Here is an 18,577-nt window from a genome sequence, read left to right on the forward strand (position 1 = left end):
TTAGTTCCGCTGGAACCATGTTCATATTGTGATATAACATTACAGGAATAAATGTAATCAATCTAAACTTAAACTTAATTTTAAAACAAAAGCAAGATGACAAAGAATGAATCTAAGCTATTATCCCTTCAATGGATAGCTAAAACCTCGGCGTTCTGTTTGTTGCTTTCCGCTTTTTCTGTAAACGCGGCGATGGCCGTTCCTGCTTCCGTAGGCACGGTTGATGAGGTGATGGGCGTACAGCAGGACAAGAAGGTGACAGGTACGGTCGTAGACGAAGCGGGTATTCCCGTAATCGGTGCGAACGTGATCCAAAAAGGTACGACAAACGGCGTGATTACGGATCTAGACGGAAACTTTTCTTTGGAGATTCCCAATGGGGCGGTAATCGAGATCAGTTATATCGGTTATGCGACACAGGAGATCACGGCGAGCGGGCAGACGGGCTTGCAAGTGAAACTGACGGAGGACACGCAGAAGATCGATGAGGTGGTAGTCACCGCATTGGGTATAAAACGCCAAAGCCGCTCGTTGGGTTACTCCACGACGCAAGTGGGTGGCGAGGACTTTACGATGGCCCGTGACCCGAACCTAGGTAACGCCCTTTCCGGTAAGGTGGCCGGTGTTAGCGTAGGCGGTAACTCGACCGGTACGGGTGGTTCCTCCCGTGTGATCATCCGCGGAAACGCCTCCCTGACAGGTAATAATATGCCGCTATACGTGGTGGATGGCGTGCCCTTCAGTAACCAGAACTTAGGATCGGCCGGCACATGGGGCGGTATAGATATGGGTGATGGATTGAGTAACATCAACCCGGACGATATCGAGAGCATACAGGTGTTAAAAGGTGCCGCCGCATCCGCATTGTACGGATACCGCGGTGGTAACGGTGCGATCTTGATCACGACCAAGTCCGGAAAGAAAGGTAAGCCTGTGAACATCGAGTTCAACAACAACTTGACTTTTAACATGATCTACGACTACCGAGACTTTCAAAATGTGTTCGGGCAGGGTGATTATGGCGTACGTCCTACCTCCGTAGCGGGAGCTGAGACCACGCAGACTAGTAGCTGGGGAGACGTTTTAGGTGGTACGGCGACCAACTTCCTGGGAAATGAGGTGCCTTACGAGTATATCGACAATTGGCCGAATTTCTACCGCACGGGTATCAACAACTCAACTTCCGCCTCGCTCAGCGGCGCGGGAGACAAGATCACCTACCGCTTCGGCGTATCCAACGTAGCAGAGAAGGGACAGTTACCGAACTCTAGTAACAGCCAGCAAGGTATCAATATGAATACGACGTATGATATCTTGAAGAACCTGCACTTGATCGTAAACGCCAACTATGTGTTTGAGAAGTCGAAAGGCCGTTCGAACCTGTCCGATGGCAACGGTAATACCAACGCTACCTTGCTGCACTTGGCGAACTCGTTCGATGTACGTTGGTTGGAAAGAGGCTCGGCGAACGCTCCTTGGGGTTCCTTTGAGGACGGCTCGGAAATGAACGGTAATGGTAACCGCAATGTATATTTCAACAACCCCTACTGGTTGCAGTATCGGAAAACCAACGATATGCAGAAGAACCGCTTGACGGGATCAATGACCTTGAAATACGACATCACGGATTGGTTGTATGTGCAAGGTGCCGTTCAACGCGATGGTTACAATTTGGAGTTCAAACAGATACAGCCGACTGGAGCTGCTGCGGATCCACAAGGCTGGATGACGGAATACTCCCGTAGCTTCTCCGAGATGAACTTGAACTACTTGATCGGGTTCAATAAGGAGTGGGGCGACTGGTCGGTTGGCGCCACGTTGGGCGGTAACCGTCAGCGTACGATCAACAAGATGTTCTATACGACGGATGGAGGCCGTCCGTTTATCGTCGATGGACTGTGGTCTGTAAATAATCTCAGCGATAAACGATCGAAGAAGGACTATTCGGAATACCGGGTGAACTCCATATACGCTACGGCGGACTTCGGATGGAAGAACCAAGTGTTCTTGAACCTGACGGGACGTAACGACTGGTTCTCCACCTTGAACCCGGATAGCAACAGCTATTTCTATCCGTCCGTGACGCTCTCGTGGGTATTCTCCGATACCTTCCGTGACAATATGCCGGATTGGTTCGATTTCGGTAAGATCCGCGGCTCGTGGGCAAGCTCCTCCAATGGTACAGATCCATACAAGACCTTGATGGTGTATAAGGTTCAGAATTTCCAGATCAACGGACAGACCGGAGGTACGGCAAACAGTAACCAATTTGCGAATCCAGACTTGAAACCGGTCAGCATCAAGGAGTACGAGGTGGGCTTGAACCTAGCGTTTATGAGCAACCGCCTATCGTTCGATATGGCGTACTACAACAAGAACACGACAGACGATATCGCTGTTGTCACCACGTCCAGCGCGTCCGGGTTCGGATCGAAATACATGAACGTGGGCGAGATCCGGAACCAAGGTTTCGAGTTCATGGTGAATGCGACACCGGTGCATACGAAGAACTTCTCATGGGAGACGACCTTCAACTTCGCATACAACGATAGTGAGGTGAAATACCTGGGAGGCGTAGAGTCCCTGTCTATCGACGGAGCCTCCGCACGCTCGGGCAACGTGACCGTCCGCAACATCGTAGGCCAGCCTTACGGTATGTTGGTGGGCTACAAATACGCCCGTGACGAGCAAGGCCGGATCATCCATAAGAACGGTATCCCGCAAGCGACCGACGAGTTGCAGAACCTAGGCAACGGTGTCTACAAATATACCGGAGGATGGAGCAACACGTTGAGATTCCGCGATTTCTCCTTGTCGTTCTTGATTGACTACAAGGCAGGCGCAAGCCTCTTCTCCGGCACGAACTACTCGCTCTACAGCGAGGGTCTGCACAAGGGTACGTTGCTTGGCCGTACGGTCGATAACCCGGGAGGCAGTGGCTTTATCGGTGCCGGTGTCATGATAGATGACAATGGAAAGATCCTTGGAGAGAACAACGTGGCGGTAAACGCGCAGGATTATCACAAGGGGATCGTCAACAATAATATCGCCGAGGAGTTCGTCTACAATGCCAGCTTCATCAAGTTGCGTGAGTTGTCGCTCGGCTATACCTTCCCGCAGTCTGTCTTGAACAAGATGAAGGTGGTGAAGGGCTTGAGCGTCTCGTTGGTGGGACGTAACCTATGGACTATCTTGAAGCATACCGATAACATCGATCCCGAGTCAGCTTACAACAATACGAACGGACAGGGCTTGGAGTTGAACGGTTATCCGGCCACGAGAAATGTCGGTTTCAATGTCAATGTCAAATTCTAATCACGTTTGAAGAAGTATAATAGTATGAAAAAGTATTTAGTATATATGACGTGCGCCGCCGCGGCCATGATCGGGGGAACGGGTTGCAGCGATTTCGGGGATGTGAATATGGACCCGGAGCACCTGAATTCGGAGAATATCCCGACCGAGTTATTGTTCACCAACGGTCAGCATCAGATGTTAGGATCTGATTGGGACGTATGGCGAAACGGTTGTATCTATGCGGCTCAATGGATGAGCCATACCGCATCGTTCAATTGGTTGGGTAATGCGAATTACACTTGGAACGACGGCTACTCAGGTGCGTATTGGGAAATCTACAACGGTGACACGCGCGGGGCGCTCCGCGACATGAAAAATGCGGTGGAGGCTTGGAAAGAGGATCCGTCACGGCAGACCGATTACCAAATCGCCCGTATCATGCTCGCCTACGGCATGCACCGCATGACCGACCTTTACGGGGATATCCCCTACTCGCAGGCGGTACAGCCGGAGTTGTATTCCTTCCCGGAGTATGACACGCAACAATCTATCTATATGGATTTGTTGAAGGAATTGAACGAGGCACAGGCCGCCTTGAACGGTGCATCGGCGGCAGCGATGAAATCGGCGGACAACTTCTACCAAGGCGATGCCTCGAAGTGGCGGAAGTTTGCCAACTCACTGATGCTGCGCGTGGCGATGCGTATGTCGAAGGTAGACCCGGCCGCGGCGGAGCAATGGGTGAAGACCGCGGTAGCCAACGGGGTATTTGAGTCGGATGCGGACAACTGCATGCTGATGCATGCGGGTGGCCTGACAACGAACGACTCCTCCGAGCCATACGCCAAGATCTACTCGCACGAGGATCGCGGCAACTTCTTCCTGACCGAGTATTTCGTGGATCTGCTGAAAAGTACTAACGATCCGCGCCTGCCGTTGATCGGTACGGTGTGCGAGGATCCGACCATCTCAGTGCAGGCGGGTAGCGACTTCCAATATGGCAATTCCGATCCGGCCGTCCAGAAAGGCTTGCCTAGCGGTTTCTCCGACAGCCCCGATAGCCCGTGGTTCGTAGGAAACAAATACCCCGAGTTCAAGGACGAGGATTACCGCAGCACGTACAGGAGTCGTTATTCCACGATAAACCGTTATACCTATTCCGACCCGACGGGCCCGACGTTCGTCTGCACCTATGCCCAGACACAATTGTTGCTGGCCGAGGCTGCCGTACGCGGCTGGGTAGACGGGAGCGCGCAGGCTTACTACGAGAACGGCGTACGCGCTGCCATGCGGCAGTTCGCACAGTTCCCCAACGGCACGGCACTGTACAATCAGTATCTGACGCAGGCCGCGATCGACCGCTATTTGACGGAGAACCCGTTCAATGCATCGAAAGCGTTGGAACAGATCAACACACAATATTGGATCAACTGTTTCTGTGATGAATATGAGACCTTTGCTAACTGGCGTCGTTCCGGCTATCCGGAATTAAAATCGACCTATGACCCGGCCAATCCGTATCCTAACGCAGATACGAATGGCGAGATCCCCCGTCGTTTCCGCTACCCATCAAAAGAGTCGCAAGACAATGCGGCTAATTACGAGGCAGCTGTTAGCCGTCTGTCCGGTGGCGATCACTTCAGTTCTCGCATATGGTGGGACGTGGCGAAATAAACTGTCCTACCGCTCACCGCAGATAACAAGAAAGAGGATGTCAAAACTAAAATGACTACTCTAAGTAGTTGCAAATTGCAATTGTAAAGCTAAAAAAAGCTGTATTATTGCTTGACACATTAAGTTGTGCGTATAAGGTCAGTCATTACAATAGAAGTACATTGATTGGGACTATTTTGAATAACTGATGGCATGAGGGGATAAGAATGAGCAATCATCTTATCCCCTCTTTGTCTACTCGGTTAGCCTGTTTAGTTACATAGAATAATGTACACTGAATTTTGGTATGATTATCTTACTATTCAATCGAAACAGGTACTTGTTCTCGAAAAAGCATTTTTATGAAACTACAAAAAACATTATGAATTAAAATCTTTAGCTATGAGGACAAGAAAGCAAGAACACTTGCCTTTCAGGAGGAGAGCTTCTTTCAACGAAGCAAGTTCTTCTAGCAGACGGTCAATGCGGAAAACAAGTTCTTTTTCCCTTACTTTAGCATTATATGCACTAGCAATCGGTGTAACCTGCAATGGCAACACTTCTTCAGCGTTATTTTCCATACAGTAAAGGATATGGCTGTAACTTGCCATTTGCGGAATCCTAAAACCTTTGCCGAGCAAAAAGCCGGACTCGGATCGGAGGAAAGAAGCCGGGGGAGGCAGCCCATAAAAAGGGCAATCCGATACAATCAAGAAATTAACCTGCTATACCCTTGTACGAATGAAATAATCCATCATAGACACTACATACCTAAGTAATGGTATCAATACACCGATTACATATATCATAGCGTACCCCAAAAGGACAAAAGGTAATGTTCTACGATAAATACATGCAACAGCGAGCAATATAAACGAAAAAGAAAAACCATAAACTCCCATTTGAAAACCGGGTATCAATTCATAAACAGGTATGGGCTCCGGATGAAGCATGGCTCCGGCCACAATAGAATAAAGGCTGGTCAATAATATAAGCAGCGTATATAAGCAACTCTTAAGAATCCTGGGATCATTCATTTTACAATAGAGAATCGTTCGGATATCACTTCTAAGAAACTCAATGCCCAGTAAGAGAGCCACCATAACGCCTGTATCAAAAGCAGAAAATACATTCATTCCAATCACCTTTGGCGCAAAGATATGTAAATTATTCTTTGATTTGGCAGACAAAAGGCGGTGTGATCCTAATCGATGAAAATGGTAGACGATTCATGCTCACCCCCATAAACGAAAATGAATTAACAGAACTATCTCTATGATAGAATACAGAGAGAAGCGGAAGTGCCCTCCGATGATAGAAAAGAAGGAGATGTGGCAAGCCGGTATATACCGGTATTCGCCACACCTCCTGAAGGTTTGAGGGTGTCCCAAAACGCAAAATGGAACACCCCCGCTTTGTGTTTAGTGTCTAGAAGTTCAGTTTATAGGATTGTTTACCTATCTGGATAATGTAGGAACCTTGCGGCATCTGCTCCGAGTACTCGCCTGCGGACAAGGACAGGGTCTTGTACACACGACCGTCGAAGGTTACGACATAAGCCCGCTCAGCCTCCGGTGTCCGGATGAACAGGCGGCTGCCGGAAGCCCATACACGCAACTCACCGGCCTCGATCTCCTCGTTGGCGGTCGGATCGTCGCCCTTCACGATACCGGTTACGGTTACTACCACGTTGCTACGGATGTTAGCGACCGTATAGCGACCGTTCGCGTCGGCCGTAAGTGTCGTACCGTTGGCCTTTACTACCATATTGTCGGCGTTATAGCCTGCTTTCACCTCTACGGTGAAGGAGAGGCTACTACCCTCCGTAACGGTAGTGGACCCAGAGGCGGAGATCGTAGCCCCCTCCACGACCGGAAGCGTCACGGTATAGGTAGTCGGGGTTGGCTCGGGTTCCGGTTCGGGTTCGGGGATACGGGATCCGTTCGCCGTGATCACCAGCGTACCGGTGATCTTCTCCAGCGTGAACTTACCGGTGGAACGATCATAAGCGTAATCCGTTCCGGTGGCAAGGGGTGCGTTGCCCATTTTCACGGTAATGCCGCTAGGGAGCTCGTAGCCGGAGCTTGGCTTCAAGGTCAGCTCGATCTTCGCATCCTTGGCCTGCGGCTCAAAGGAAGCGGGTTCGGAGGAGAGGTTCACGAGGTTAAGCACTACCTCGAAGTGACCCTCTTTAACACCCTTGACAGAGATAGAAAGCGGACCGCTCACGTTCGGTATCTCGATCTTGCCGGAAACATTATCATAAGAATACTCCCCGGCACTCAACAGGCGACCATTCATAACGACACTGATCGCATATGGCAAGTGGTAGCCGGTGTTGGGTTCCAGCTCAGCGGTGAAGGTCTCGCCTTCCTCCACATTCTCCGTGCCCTCGATCGTCACGCCCTCTGCGTTTTCCGTCACGGGATAGAGCTTATTAGCTTTCGCCGTGATCTCGATCGGGCCTAAGACCTTGGTGATAGAGATCTTGCCATTCTGATACGTATGCTCGGCGGGTTTGCCGTTCATCAGTACGGTAACGGCTTGCGGCAACTTATAATCTGCGGGAGCGGTCAATTGGATGTCTAACGACTTGCCATGAGTCACCTTCGTTCCGGACACAAAGTCGGAGGTTAGGTTCGTCAAGTTAAGTTTCACCTCGTAAGTCTTCGCCACGGCAACGGCTGTTACCTCTACGTTTTCGGTCACCTTGGCGATGGAAACCTCGCCGGTAGCCTTGTTATAAGTGTAATCCGTAGCGGCGGCGAGTGCCTTTCCGCCCATCTTCACCACGATAGCCTCCGGCAGGTCGTAGCCCTCGTCCGGCACCAGATTGAACGATAACGGATCTCCATGGGCAACGTTTTCTGGCACATCCATCGGGGTAAGGCTCGTAGCGGTCACCTTAACAGTGTACTGCTTCTTCACGCCCTTGGGGGTAGAGATCGTCAGGGTAGCGTCGATCCCCTTCAACAAGGCGAACGCTCCGGTTTGCTTCTCATAGGTATAGTCCGTACCGGCGGTAAGTGTCTTATCGCCCATCTTCACCGCGATAGAGCCATCGTAGGTATATCCCTCGGCGGCGGCGAACACCACGTTGAACGCGGCCTTCTCGCCAACCGTAAATAGCTGCTCGATCGCGTTCGGAGTCGCCACGACACCCTCGCCCGGCTTCAAGATCACGTTGAAGTGATGGTCGTCGATAGCGGTTGCCGTGATGGTAATATTTTCAGTTACCTTCTCGATAACTACTTTACCCGTCTTCGAATCGTACGTGTACTTAATCGTAGATGGAGTCACCGTGATATCCTCCGGCAAGCGGTAATCCGTAGCGGGCTTCAGCGTGAACTCGAAAGTTTCGTTCTCTTTTACCGGTACGCCTTTCACGATGTCCTTATCAGCGGTCAGGTTCGTCAGCTTACCGGTGATCGTAAAGCTATTCGGCTCAGGATCGGCATAGACAAATAATTCCATATCCGCGGTAACAGCATGTATCTTCACCGTGCCGCTCTTATAATCGGCCGCCTCCGTATAGGTATAGTCTTCACCTTCCTGGAGCGTCTTGTCCGTCTTAATGATAACATCTGTTTTCTTGATCAGATAACCTGGCTTCGCGGTCAGCTTGATCGTACATTCCGAGTTCTCTTTAACGGATAGACCTCCTTCCGGAATATCGGATGTAGCCCCGATCAGCTCACTCGCTTTGATCATATAAGTGACGGCCGGGATAGGCTCGGCATTGGCGGTGATCACCACATCGCCGATGACGGCCGGGATATGGATCCAGCCATTCGAGCTATCATAGGTATAGCCCGTACCGGCTACCAACTCCGTGCCGCCCATCGTAACCTTGATGGATGCCGGCAGGCGATAGCCCGCTTTGTCGCAGAGCAGCTGGCCCGTGAACTTTTTGCCTTCCTCTATCACGTTTTGGGTATTTGCCAACTTCAAGCTGGACGAGTTAAGCGTGACGGTATAGGTTTTGACTGTAGTCGGGTCGATGATGATCTTTGGGACATCAGGAAGGCAGGGAACCTCTTTGTCATCCACATATGGAGTTATATACAAATAGGGCGCATTAGATTCTTGGAATAACGTATGACTCTTGAGTTTGAAAGAATAAGGCGTATTCTCTGCCAACGTTCCAATCGAGATATTCTCTGTTGTAGACAAATAAGAGTCATTTCCACTAGCTGCCTCCAGCAGGATCTCCTTACCCTGAGCGTCAAATAATTGTATTTGGCCTTCCTTCGCTCCTTGTATAGACATCGAGAGCTTCAACGGTTTTCCGGAGAGTGCTCTTGCCACATCCGTAAAACGGATGGCAAACGGGATCTCCTGATTGACAGTTCCGCGGATCGGGATCTTGTCAAAAGTCCCTGTCATGTTGTCCAAAAATAGCATCTTGTTACCGGATCTCTCAAACGCAGGCTTATTCCGATCGGACTCAGAGAATACTTGTATATCGTAAGTAAGCTCTCCGGCCTTGTCGGATAACACTTTCAAATAATTGACATAGGCTCCGTTTTTAATCTGTTTTAGAAGGACAGATACCTCAAACGAGCCGTTCGCGTCAATCGTTACCTTGTCACCTTTATTCGCTCCAGCGAGGGTATAATCTTCTCCGGTATAAATATCCAGTTTACCGACCCAGTCCGTATATCCTTTCAAGGTATAACGGATGATGACATTATCCTTCGCGTTTGTCAAAGAATAACTGATACCCTGCGTATTAGAATAATTATATTTAGTGTTATCCAATCCAGAAACAGACAGGAATTCCTTATCGAAACCATTCCAATTGATATCAGCGTTCATCGGTTGCTCCGGATCATTCGGATCGTCCGGAACGGGATCGATCACGCCATTGTTGTCAATTCCGGTAGGGATAGTCTCCAAGGCACGCATCACTTCCCAATTGGAACCATCGGCAGAGCAGAGCAAAGCGATACGTTGCCCGTCCGACAAATCGGACGACAGAGTCATCGTGGCAGAATAACCGGTATACTCCCGCCAACCTCCAACGTATGCTTGAAAATTCCTCGCCAAAGGATCCGTTGGTTTTTGTACGATCGCACCATCCTGACCTATCACGCCCAACTCCAAATAGAACACATGATCTTTCAAGGCGTAGTATTTCATGTCGAAACTGACACTCGCATTATTCCCGGACTTACTATAATTCGCCCGTATCAGGTAAGGCCTGATAAAATATTCCTCCCCGCTTTGCTCGGGGCGAATCTCCAACAAGACCGCCTGTCCATCGCTATATCCATTGCCATCCCCCTCTGCATCCAAGGTGGAAAGCACGAAGTAACCGTTAGAATATCCATCCCAACCCCAATTGATATGGAACGTTCCATCCTCGCTGTATCCGTCGCAAACAAATGCATGTCCACCACTACTGCTTTGACCGTCATAGATCATCGGATAACCCAGATCCAGCTCTTTACGCAACATGTCTTTCCACTCATCCCAACGGTAAGCCTCTTTCTGAAGATACCGGATAGAGGGACTATAACCAAACACCTCGGATAACGCTAGCGCCACACGGGAAGTCTGCGTCCCACTTGCGCTGACACTGTAGTTCATCTCTACATTTGCTCCGCAATGGTAAAGAAGCTCGGCTACAGCATCAGCCTGCGCATCATTATAACCACCGCCTTTATAAGAAGAAAGCATATTCCCCCAGTCATAATCTCCGTATGAAAGTTTATGTCCGCTATAATACCCGTCAATCGAATAATAATTATATTCCGGAGGATTCACCGCCCGTATCGGATACTCATGATATTTCATGATGATACCCATAGCGGTAGCCACGCAGCCGGTCACCGTATGTTTACCTTTAATAGTCGGTGTTTGCCGGTTATACGGTTCGCCTTGGCTCCAGTTGGCCGTTTCCAACAACACCTTTTCCCCGGCCGCCCGCAGCGCCGTGCCGCTCATCAGTTGGTTCCACTCGGCGGCGATGTCCGGGGTGGCCTCGATGCCCTTGTCGTTCGCCCACGTGATCTGGTCTTGGTAATAGGCCAACATCCCGCGAAGGTTCTCCGGCAGTTTGTCGGGGTCGAAACTACCCTTGTCGGAGTAGCCTAGGACGGGGCGTACCCGGTCGTCACCCGCCACGATAGCGAACCCCTTCTCGCCGGGGAAGTTGAACACGAAGTAGTCGGCCGAGCCTTCCATCGTACCGCTACGCAGGGCCGAGCCGCTTTGCCCGGGGGCGGCGGCGTACACCAACGATAAATCACTTGCCGAGCGCAGGCCACTGGTCACGCCCTCTCTTTGCGCCACGCTCCCCGCAACCTTGCGGGCCGTGGCCACGTCGATCCGTTCCGCCCACGTCAGCGAGGCCGTAAGGCAGAGGACCAACATTAGTAAAAATTGTTTTCTCATACGTGTATAAATTAAAAGTGGATAAGTATCAAACTCTTTGTTATAAGGCGACCTTGAATACCTCATTTCCCACGCGGATGATATAACGTCCTGCGGATAAAGCCAAGCTCGTATCTCCCGCCGGAAGCGCGACCGCCTGTAGCAGCCTGCCGTCAAAAGCGCTGATATAGACTTTCGAGGGGCTGGCCAAGTGTACGCTCAAACGACCGTCTTTTCCCCATACGGTAGCGGCCTTTGCCATCGGGATCTCCCCGTTGGCGGTCGGGACTGCGGCTGTCTTGAGAGCCAGGTCATACGTTCCCATGCTCGTCTCTATATTTCCCACCATCCGCAAAGGCGTAAAGACAATTCCATATTCCGTCTCGGGATCCAACCCGTCCAACGGCATGGAGGAGGCGTCCGCGGGCACGTCTACCACGTCGGTCAAACGTCCGGTAGCCTTCTCATAGACCTTGGAGCGATATCCGGTAGCGCCCGGGAACAGGTTCCAGCTCAAGGTGGCTCTGTCGTAGCGGGTCTCCTCGATAACGGGTATCGACACCCGGCCGGTTTGCCGCCCTCGAAGCGCATGCTCTGCTTCGACAGTCCCACTGGCATTCCTGTACCAGTACCAATACCAGAAAGTCTGGAGGATTACCCCCTCGAATTTCTCTCCGGGCAAGAACTCCGCCTCATGGCAGATGTCTTCCGACATGATGATACCATCCCCCCGGCAATAGCCGAAATAATTCCCCCGAGGATCGACCAGCCTTGCGTTCACGTCCACGGGTATCCAACCGTACCGCTCCAGATAGAAATCCGCCCAGACGTGATGAGACCCGTCGGGTCTTACCGTAACGATATGTTTAGCCGGTATCTTTTTAGCTCTCATCAGATTGACAAATATGGAAGCAAGGTTACCGCAATCACCTCCCCCGTCAGAAAGGATAGTCGCTATCGGGTTTATCCCGGTGTCTGTATACAGATACTTAAAATTCGCCGCCACGTACTCGTAGCACAAGCGAGCGTAATCCAAGATCTCGCCGCCGGACTCGCCCCAAAGCCTGTCTGACACGGAGCGGATCGTCGGATTGCTCGTATCGATATATCCCCCCTTATCCGCGGTATATCGCTTATAGATAGCGGATTCAGTATCATACGGATAGAGCGTGGTGAATTGTGCCATATCGATGTACATAGGATAGAGCGTGACTGAGAACTCCTCGCTTAACGTATACGATTCGCCGGAGGACGGCTGTCCGTCCGTCTTTATGTCTCTCAAATATCGGTTCGAGGCATCCAAATCGAGAACCGTACCCGAGGATCCCTTGAGCCCGACTACGTCTTGATAGATATTACTGACAGGAACGGGTAAGATCACGCTCATCTTTGTCAAATCACAATCCTCGTTTCTCAGCGTGACACTGTTCTTTACTTGGTAAGAGCTTTGCGCAAGCATCGCTTGCATGTTCATCGCCAATGCAGCGGTAAGTAGCAGATATCTCATAAGCTATACAATTAAAGGTACATATGGTTTTAACATTTATTCATTGGTATATATACATAAACCTCTATTCTGTTATTTATTTCCGATAAACCGAACATTTCGATATTTACGATACCCAAATACAGAAGTTACGAACCCTCTCAGATGTTTCATGTCGCTGTCACTCGGACAGTCGAAAAGAAACGCCAAAGACAGTGCTTCAACATTGTTCCGAGAGAACTTAATACTTTTTTATTGTAAAAATGAGCACTTTTTAACAAAAAGTCCGGGTACCTATTAAAAAAAATAACACTTGTGACAAATATTTTAATATCTTTGCAATGGGTGATACAGAAAAAACATAGTTCTCTCGGTACTTAAGTGAAAAATCAATAAAACACGAAAGCCACCAACCACAGAACTTTAGATTTCAACGCCAAACAATAGACGCTTCCGCAAGGCGTATCAGGATTCAACTCGAATACAAACGTGGCAATTAGCAGAGGCTATAAGAAAACGACACTATACAACTATCTGTTTTACAACCATATAAACAATTTAATCTAAATATTAGATCTCTGATTTTATGTTTCAGCTAGATTTAAAGACCTTTTTTTAAAACTCCTTTCCGGGATGGTCTTTTCTTTCTACCGACTTTTTTCCGAGCTTTCATGCCCCATCTGAGTTTATGAGCCTTTTTTTTACGGCACATAGCAATAAGGTAGGAGGAAGTGAGAAAAGTTTTGGACGACAAAAAATGTTGGGGACAGCGAAACCAGCCAGCGTTATTTTTTTCGGAACAAAGGGCGAAGACCGGAACTTTTTCGTATCTATCTACCGAAATAAATTTGCCGTTCAAAAACAAAGGGTCTCAGATGGAGCTATGAAAAACACACATAAAGGGAGGCAGAAAACAAGGAAAAGGGCAGTACGGAAAGTAAAACAAACCATACGGTTTTGCAAGCAAAACCGTATTCCTATCTCCCTGCCACCCGTGACTGGGGAAAAAGGTTAACAATGGACTGCCGGGACAAACGGTTAAAGGTCGGGACTGCAAAACGGAAGAAGAAGGTTGTTTCGGCATGGACGAAACTCTAGATGATGACTGTTGCAATCCCGCCCACGTTTGGAACTTCTCTTTTCAGGTTTACCCATAATCAGCCACATAACGGATGACTACGGGTAAACTTGGAATGAGAACAGTCATTCCGATGAAGGGGAGGAAAAAATCTGTGTGAACGCAAAAACGCCCTCGGATATGTAGCAAAAAAAAGCGGCACCAGGCCGCTTCAATCATTTAGTTGCTTTTTTCTTTTTAGGGGCAACCTTCTTTTTAGGCTGATCCGGTTTTTCCTCTTCTTTCTCCGGAGTAGGATAAAACCTGGTGGCTACCATAATGACGCGGTCACGCTTCTCACCACTTTTTGAATCCGTCCATTCTTCCGGCCTGAAGTAGCCTACAACGGTAATCAGCTCTCCTTTTTTCAATACATCGAAGGAATCCACCGCTTCATTCTTTCTCCAGGCTTCAATCCCAATGAAAGCGGAAACATAAGAGGTTTCTCCACCTGTCTTGTCTGCACGGCTGACCGCGATAGAGAAGCGTGCCACGCTTACTGTTCCAAAACTACGGATTTCCGCATCCTTTCCGATAAAACCTGTCACTGCGAATGAATTTTCAATCTTTTTCATATCTCTGATTTTTTAGAAGTTAATTAATCAATTTTGCAGCGCAATAACTGATTGTTGGTTGGGGGACACCATGAAAAAAGAGATAAATACACTTTTTACGCTTATCGGAAAAAGGAAGATTTGTAACTTTTTTATTGGTGAAGATGGCAACAAATAATCCGGGTTAAATACGCTTTGTGAGCGGGGCGGAAAAAAGGAAGATTTCAATCGGATAACAACGGGGTATTTGTGAATCGTCCCCATATCCCCGTAACAGGGGTTGGCAACAATCTATATTTGCAACGGAAAATGATTTGACTTCACTAAAAAAACGATATGAAAAAGACAAAACTTGAAAATCAGTAACAGGTTTGGGAAGGACGCAAAAACAACCGGTTAGACAGCAGGCTGGGCCATACCGAGAATATAGTCAGCCGTCTATCGATACACCGGAAGAAACATCCGCAATTCCTTAAAAAAAATGAAGCCGGGGAATGAGGCATACCATATTCCATAATATTAGAAAAAGGACTGTGCGATAATATGAAAGGCTACACCGGAAAAATAGGAAAACGGATTCTGTGGGGAGAACATAACCATATGGGCATACAACCACTACACTTGTTTCCGGAAAAGAAGATTATACGACCGGAAAAATAACAAGACATCCATTCGGAGAAAAGCAAGCGATTGAAGCGGATGCCACTTTGGGGGCGAAATATCCGACTACCTATCTACAGCCCCTAAAGGGCTGGGGCATATGGGTAAAAAATAAGGGGAGAAAACGCATCATCCTACAAGATGATGCGTGAACGTATCGGATACCTGATTCCGATGCCAACGAACAACAGTGAGGATTAACAAGAATCAGGCATACCTCAATGGGGCGATGGAAGTAAGAGAACTGCGTGTACGCTATCGCAAATCAGCTCAAAGGGGCTACCTTAATGTAGGGTGGTGGATAAGGAAAATGTGCCCCCCTTCTGAATTCAATCAGCAAATAAAATAACCGTTCAAGATTACAACTTACTGTTTCTTCGATTCCAACAAGTTCAAATCATCGATGACCAATCCATCCAGCACATGTTGGATTTTATCAGATATAGCCTTGTCTATGCTATACTTGGCACACAATGATTGAAAGCTACTTACAGCATCGAACACCTGTAGTATCTTCTTTTCGGGTTCCTCCACAAAATCCTCGGCGAAGTTAACGAAATCACTTGTGGTCAAGGCAGACCTTTTGCCCATCACGCCCATCGAATGAATGTGCGCAGAAGAATTTTCCCATGTATTTGCCGTGAACATCACATCGTATGCAGGTGACAAACGCCACACTCCTGTCCTGTCCATGGTAAACGAAATATTCTTATTATGGTCATCAGATATACCTGCGACATAATTAAACACCATCCTGATAAATATCTGGTCTTTGTCTTCCAGAGGAAGTTTCAGAGTCTCCGCTATCCAACACAGCTTCATATAATCATCTGCCCCCGGCATGATGGCCGCAAGAGTCTGGCTAAGAATCTTTTCTCCATTCTTACGATCAAATCTTTCTGTTACGAAATGATTCCTTCCATCAATTTCTTTCAGGAAACATGGCATCATGTCAATCCCTGCCGCCGCAGCCATTTCGCTGTATATCATTTCTATCTCTGTGGTAGGAGAGTCATCTGCCTCTTTGAATTTTATGATATACTGTTTGAAATTTTCGGGTAAATCCACCTGGCCGGAACGGAACTCTCCCGTTTCGGTATTATAGGCGATCACTGCCTTCGGGCGCATACCTCCGGCAGAGGTCCCAAGATATACCAACTTTTTCATCGTGAGGCTATCCTCTGGCGATATGACAGCAGCATCCCGGTCATTATATATTTTAGAAGCCAATGTTGCCAATGATGACATATCCACCGTCTCTTGGATGTCATCATCATTAAATTCCGGTTCAAATTCCAATGCTCCCATAGCTCTCTTGCCAATATAAGAGAGTTTCAATAGGGGTAATGACTCTGTAACCTTTATATTGTTATCCGTGAGCCACTGATCAAACAGGGAAGCCCCCCATTTGTCAGGAAGCGCATCCGCAAGAAATTCCGGAAGCCCTTGATATAACTTATCTTTATTCCCATAGAAAGACGCAAACAAAGGGGTTCTCTTGGGATGGGTGGAAGGACATATATCATAATCTTGTTTCCTATATTCATCAGTAAATTGGAATACGGAACAATGCTTTTCAAAATCCCAATTCAATTTACCAATACAAGTCCCCCACAGATATACATTCACTATAATTGGTTCTTTCTTCATGCCATCTTGCGTTTACTGTTAATTCTTTGTATTCTCTTGCCTGTTTTCTCATTGATAAGGAATGGAGAGTCTGGAAGTTCCGGTACCAGACCGACAACGCCCTCAAGAGTTCCACTTATACGTAAAATCTTAAGCAATGTACTCAGGGTAATATCATTTACTTTGCAAGATTCTATTCTTTTAATTGTAATGATGGATACTCCTGCCTTGTCTGCAAATTCTTGTTGAGAAAAACAACAGCTAAGTCGTATAGCCTTAACCCTCTTACATATTTCCTTAACAATACTTTCATCTGAGAATTCATATATTGAATATGTATCATATAATTTTTTCATAGAGGAAAATATATTTAAGTATCATTTTTGATACAAAAATATCGATAAACTTGAAAAACTCCAAATTTACAGACATTTTTTAATGCGTAATCTTTTTTTGTATTAGCAAAAAAAGCGTATGCCGCTTCAATTATTTAGTTGCCTTTTTTCTTTTTAGAAGCAGCCTTTTTAGGCTGATCCGGTTTTTCCTCTTCTTTTTCCGGAGTAGGATAGAACTTGGTGGCTACCATAATGACGCGGTCACGCTTCTCACCACTTTTTGAATCCGTCCATTCCTCCGGCTTAAAGTAGCCTTCAACGGTAATCAGCTCGCCTTTTTTCAATACACCGAAGGAATCCACCGCTTCATTCTTTCTCCAGGCTTCAATCCCAATGAAAGCGGAAACATAAGAGGTTTCTCCACCTGTCTTGTCTGCACGGCTGACCGCGATAGAGAAGCGTGCCACGCTGGCTGTTTCAAAACTACGGATTTCCGCATCCTTACCGATAAAACCTGTCACTGCGAATAAATTTTCAATCTTTTTCATATCTCTGATTTTTTAGAAGTTAATTAATCAATTTTACAGCGCAATAACTGATTGTTGGTTGGGGGACACCATGAAAAAAGATATAAATACACTTTTTACGCTTATCGGAAAAAGGAAAATTTGTAACTTTTTTATTGGTGAAGATGGCAACAAATAATCCGGATTAAATATGCTTTGTGAGCGGGGCGGAAATCTAAATACGAAACAAGATGAAAATAGGATATGCCCGTGTTTCCACCAAGGAACAACATCTGGATATGCAACTGGAAGCGTTGAAGGCTGCCGGATGCGAGAAGATCTTCTCGGAGAAAATGACCGGCCGCCAACAAAACCGCCCGGAACTGGAAGCCTGCCTGAATTTTCTACGGGAAGGTGACACGCTTGTCGTATATAAGCTGGACCGGCTTGGCCGTTCGCTGAAGAATATCCTTACGCTATTGGAAGATTTCAAGAATAGGGGCATCCAATTCACCTCACTGCAAGACAACATCAGTACGGAAGGCGCAATCGGCCAACTGATGAACAACATTCTCGGTGCTTTCGCCCAATTTGAGCGTGACCTTATTTATGAGAGAACCCAAGAAGGCAGAAGAATCGCCAAGGAAAAAGGTGTCAAATTCGGCAGGAAGACACTTATCAACAAAAACAACATCGCCAAGCAGAAAAGCTGCATCCAGCTCTATGAATCCGGAACACCGGTAAGGGAGATACAGAAAATATTAAATATAGGCAGTAGCGGAACGGTATATCGTTTATTACGAAGAAATGGCATTGCGCTGAAATCCGAAAGGAAAAATAAAGATTGTCATCAATAATGAGCAGTGATAATCAAAGATTTTTCTGCTAATATTGCATAAACAACATATGGTCATTAGGGCTTGTTCCCTTTTTTACATTTTAACTTAACGAGCCTCGGTCTT

Annotated in this window: 11 protein-coding genes; 3 read left to right on the forward strand and 8 right to left on the reverse strand. The window is 47.6% G+C overall.

What is annotated here, in order from left to right:
• The first annotated feature begins 96 nt into the window (after window positions 1–96).
• Window positions 97–3,315 carry a SusC/RagA family TonB-linked outer membrane protein gene (locus NBH07_RS20495; RefSeq protein ID WP_009274903.1) on the forward strand — a complete coding sequence of 1,073 codons (3,219 nt, stop codon included), beginning with the start codon at window positions 97–99 and terminating at the stop codon, window positions 3,313–3,315.
• Window positions 3,316–3,339: 24 nt separating this feature from the next.
• The gene (locus NBH07_RS20500; RefSeq protein ID WP_122128820.1) at window positions 3,340–4,971 is read left to right on the forward strand and encodes a SusD/RagB family nutrient-binding outer membrane lipoprotein; all 1,632 of its coding nucleotides are present in this window, start codon (window positions 3,340–3,342) and stop codon (window positions 4,969–4,971) included.
• Between the two features lie 359 nt (window positions 4,972–5,330).
• On the opposite strand, the gene NBH07_RS20505 is transcribed toward NBH07_RS20500, so the two are convergent.
• The 8 genes from NBH07_RS20505 to NBH07_RS20540 form a co-directional block, all read right to left on the reverse strand.
• A complete protein-coding gene (locus NBH07_RS20505; RefSeq protein WP_034528123.1) occupies window positions 5,331–5,531 on the reverse strand; it encodes a hypothetical protein in 201 nt (66 codons plus the stop codon).
• Between the two features lie 144 nt (window positions 5,532–5,675).
• On the reverse strand, window positions 5,676–6,086 hold the full coding sequence (locus tag NBH07_RS20510; protein WP_122128818.1) for a hypothetical protein: 411 nt from the start codon (window positions 6,084–6,086) through the stop codon (window positions 5,676–5,678).
• Between the two features lie 292 nt (window positions 6,087–6,378).
• On the reverse strand, window positions 6,379–11,349 hold the full coding sequence (locus tag NBH07_RS20515) for a C10 family peptidase (protein WP_034528120.1): 4,971 nt from the start codon (window positions 11,347–11,349) through the stop codon (window positions 6,379–6,381).
• Window positions 11,350–11,389: 40 nt separating this feature from the next.
• Window positions 11,390–12,835: a transglutaminase domain-containing protein gene (locus NBH07_RS20520; RefSeq protein ID WP_008781179.1), complete on the reverse strand. Its 1,446-nt coding sequence runs from the start codon at window positions 12,833–12,835 to the stop codon at window positions 11,390–11,392.
• A 1,272-nt stretch (window positions 12,836–14,107) separates the two neighbouring features.
• Window positions 14,108–14,506, reverse strand: a complete 399-nt coding sequence (locus NBH07_RS20525) for a single-stranded DNA-binding protein (RefSeq protein WP_122145459.1) — start codon at window positions 14,504–14,506, stop codon at window positions 14,108–14,110.
• Window positions 14,507–15,511: 1,005 nt separating this feature from the next.
• Complete coding sequence (locus NBH07_RS20530; protein WP_008781177.1) at window positions 15,512–16,795, reverse strand: type II toxin-antitoxin system HipA family toxin; 1,284 nt, start codon at window positions 16,793–16,795, stop codon at window positions 15,512–15,514.
• Window positions 16,792–17,130, reverse strand: a complete 339-nt coding sequence (locus NBH07_RS20535; protein WP_008781176.1) for a helix-turn-helix domain-containing protein — start codon at window positions 17,128–17,130, stop codon at window positions 16,792–16,794. Before NBH07_RS20535 ends, NBH07_RS20530 begins: the two co-directional genes overlap by 4 nt.
• Before the next feature lie 134 nt (window positions 17,131–17,264).
• Window positions 17,265–17,657, reverse strand: a complete 393-nt coding sequence (locus NBH07_RS20540) for a single-stranded DNA-binding protein (protein ID WP_122145460.1) — start codon at window positions 17,655–17,657, stop codon at window positions 17,265–17,267.
• Window positions 17,658–17,866: 209 nt separating this feature from the next.
• Between NBH07_RS20540 and NBH07_RS20545 the strand changes: the two genes are divergently transcribed.
• Window positions 17,867–18,472, forward strand: coding sequence for a recombinase family protein (locus NBH07_RS20545; RefSeq protein WP_008781173.1), 606 nt, complete (start codon window positions 17,867–17,869; stop codon window positions 18,470–18,472).
• Window positions 18,473–18,577: the final 105 nt, after the last annotated feature.

This window comes from Parabacteroides sp. B2-S-102, from assembly GCF_023656665.1.
GTDB lineage: Bacteria > Bacteroidota > Bacteroidia > Bacteroidales > Tannerellaceae > Parabacteroides > Parabacteroides distasonis.

Excerpts from the sequence above, each read along its gene's own strand:
- NBH07_RS20495 (WP_009274903.1), top strand. The coding sequence starts at position 97 with ATGACAAAGAATGAATCTAAGCTATTATCCCTTCAATGGATAGCTAAA.
- NBH07_RS20505 (WP_034528123.1), bottom strand. The coding sequence starts at position 5,531 with ATGGAAAATAACGCTGAAGAAGTGTTGCCATTGCAGGTTACACCGATT.
- NBH07_RS20525 (WP_122145459.1), bottom strand. The coding sequence starts at position 14,506 with ATGAAAAAGATTGAAAATTCATTCGCAGTGACAGGTTTTATCGGAAAG.
- NBH07_RS20540 (WP_122145460.1), bottom strand. The coding sequence starts at position 17,657 with ATGAAAAAGATTGAAAATTTATTCGCAGTGACAGGTTTTATCGGTAAG.
- NBH07_RS20545 (WP_008781173.1), top strand. The coding sequence starts at position 17,867 with ATGAAAATAGGATATGCCCGTGTTTCCACCAAGGAACAACATCTGGAT.
- NBH07_RS20510 (WP_122128818.1), bottom strand. The coding sequence starts at position 6,086 with ATGAATGTATTTTCTGCTTTTGATACAGGCGTTATGGTGGCTCTCTTA.
- NBH07_RS20530 (WP_008781177.1), bottom strand. The coding sequence starts at position 16,795 with ATGAAGAAAGAACCAATTATAGTGAATGTATATCTGTGGGGGACTTGT.
- NBH07_RS20535 (WP_008781176.1), bottom strand. The coding sequence starts at position 17,130 with ATGAAAAAATTATATGATACATATTCAATATATGAATTCTCAGATGAA.
- NBH07_RS20500 (WP_122128820.1), top strand. The coding sequence starts at position 3,340 with ATGAAAAAGTATTTAGTATATATGACGTGCGCCGCCGCGGCCATGATC.
- NBH07_RS20515 (WP_034528120.1), bottom strand. The coding sequence starts at position 11,349 with ATGAGAAAACAATTTTTACTAATGTTGGTCCTCTGCCTTACGGCCTCG.
- NBH07_RS20520 (WP_008781179.1), bottom strand. The coding sequence starts at position 12,835 with ATGAGATATCTGCTACTTACCGCTGCATTGGCGATGAACATGCAAGCG.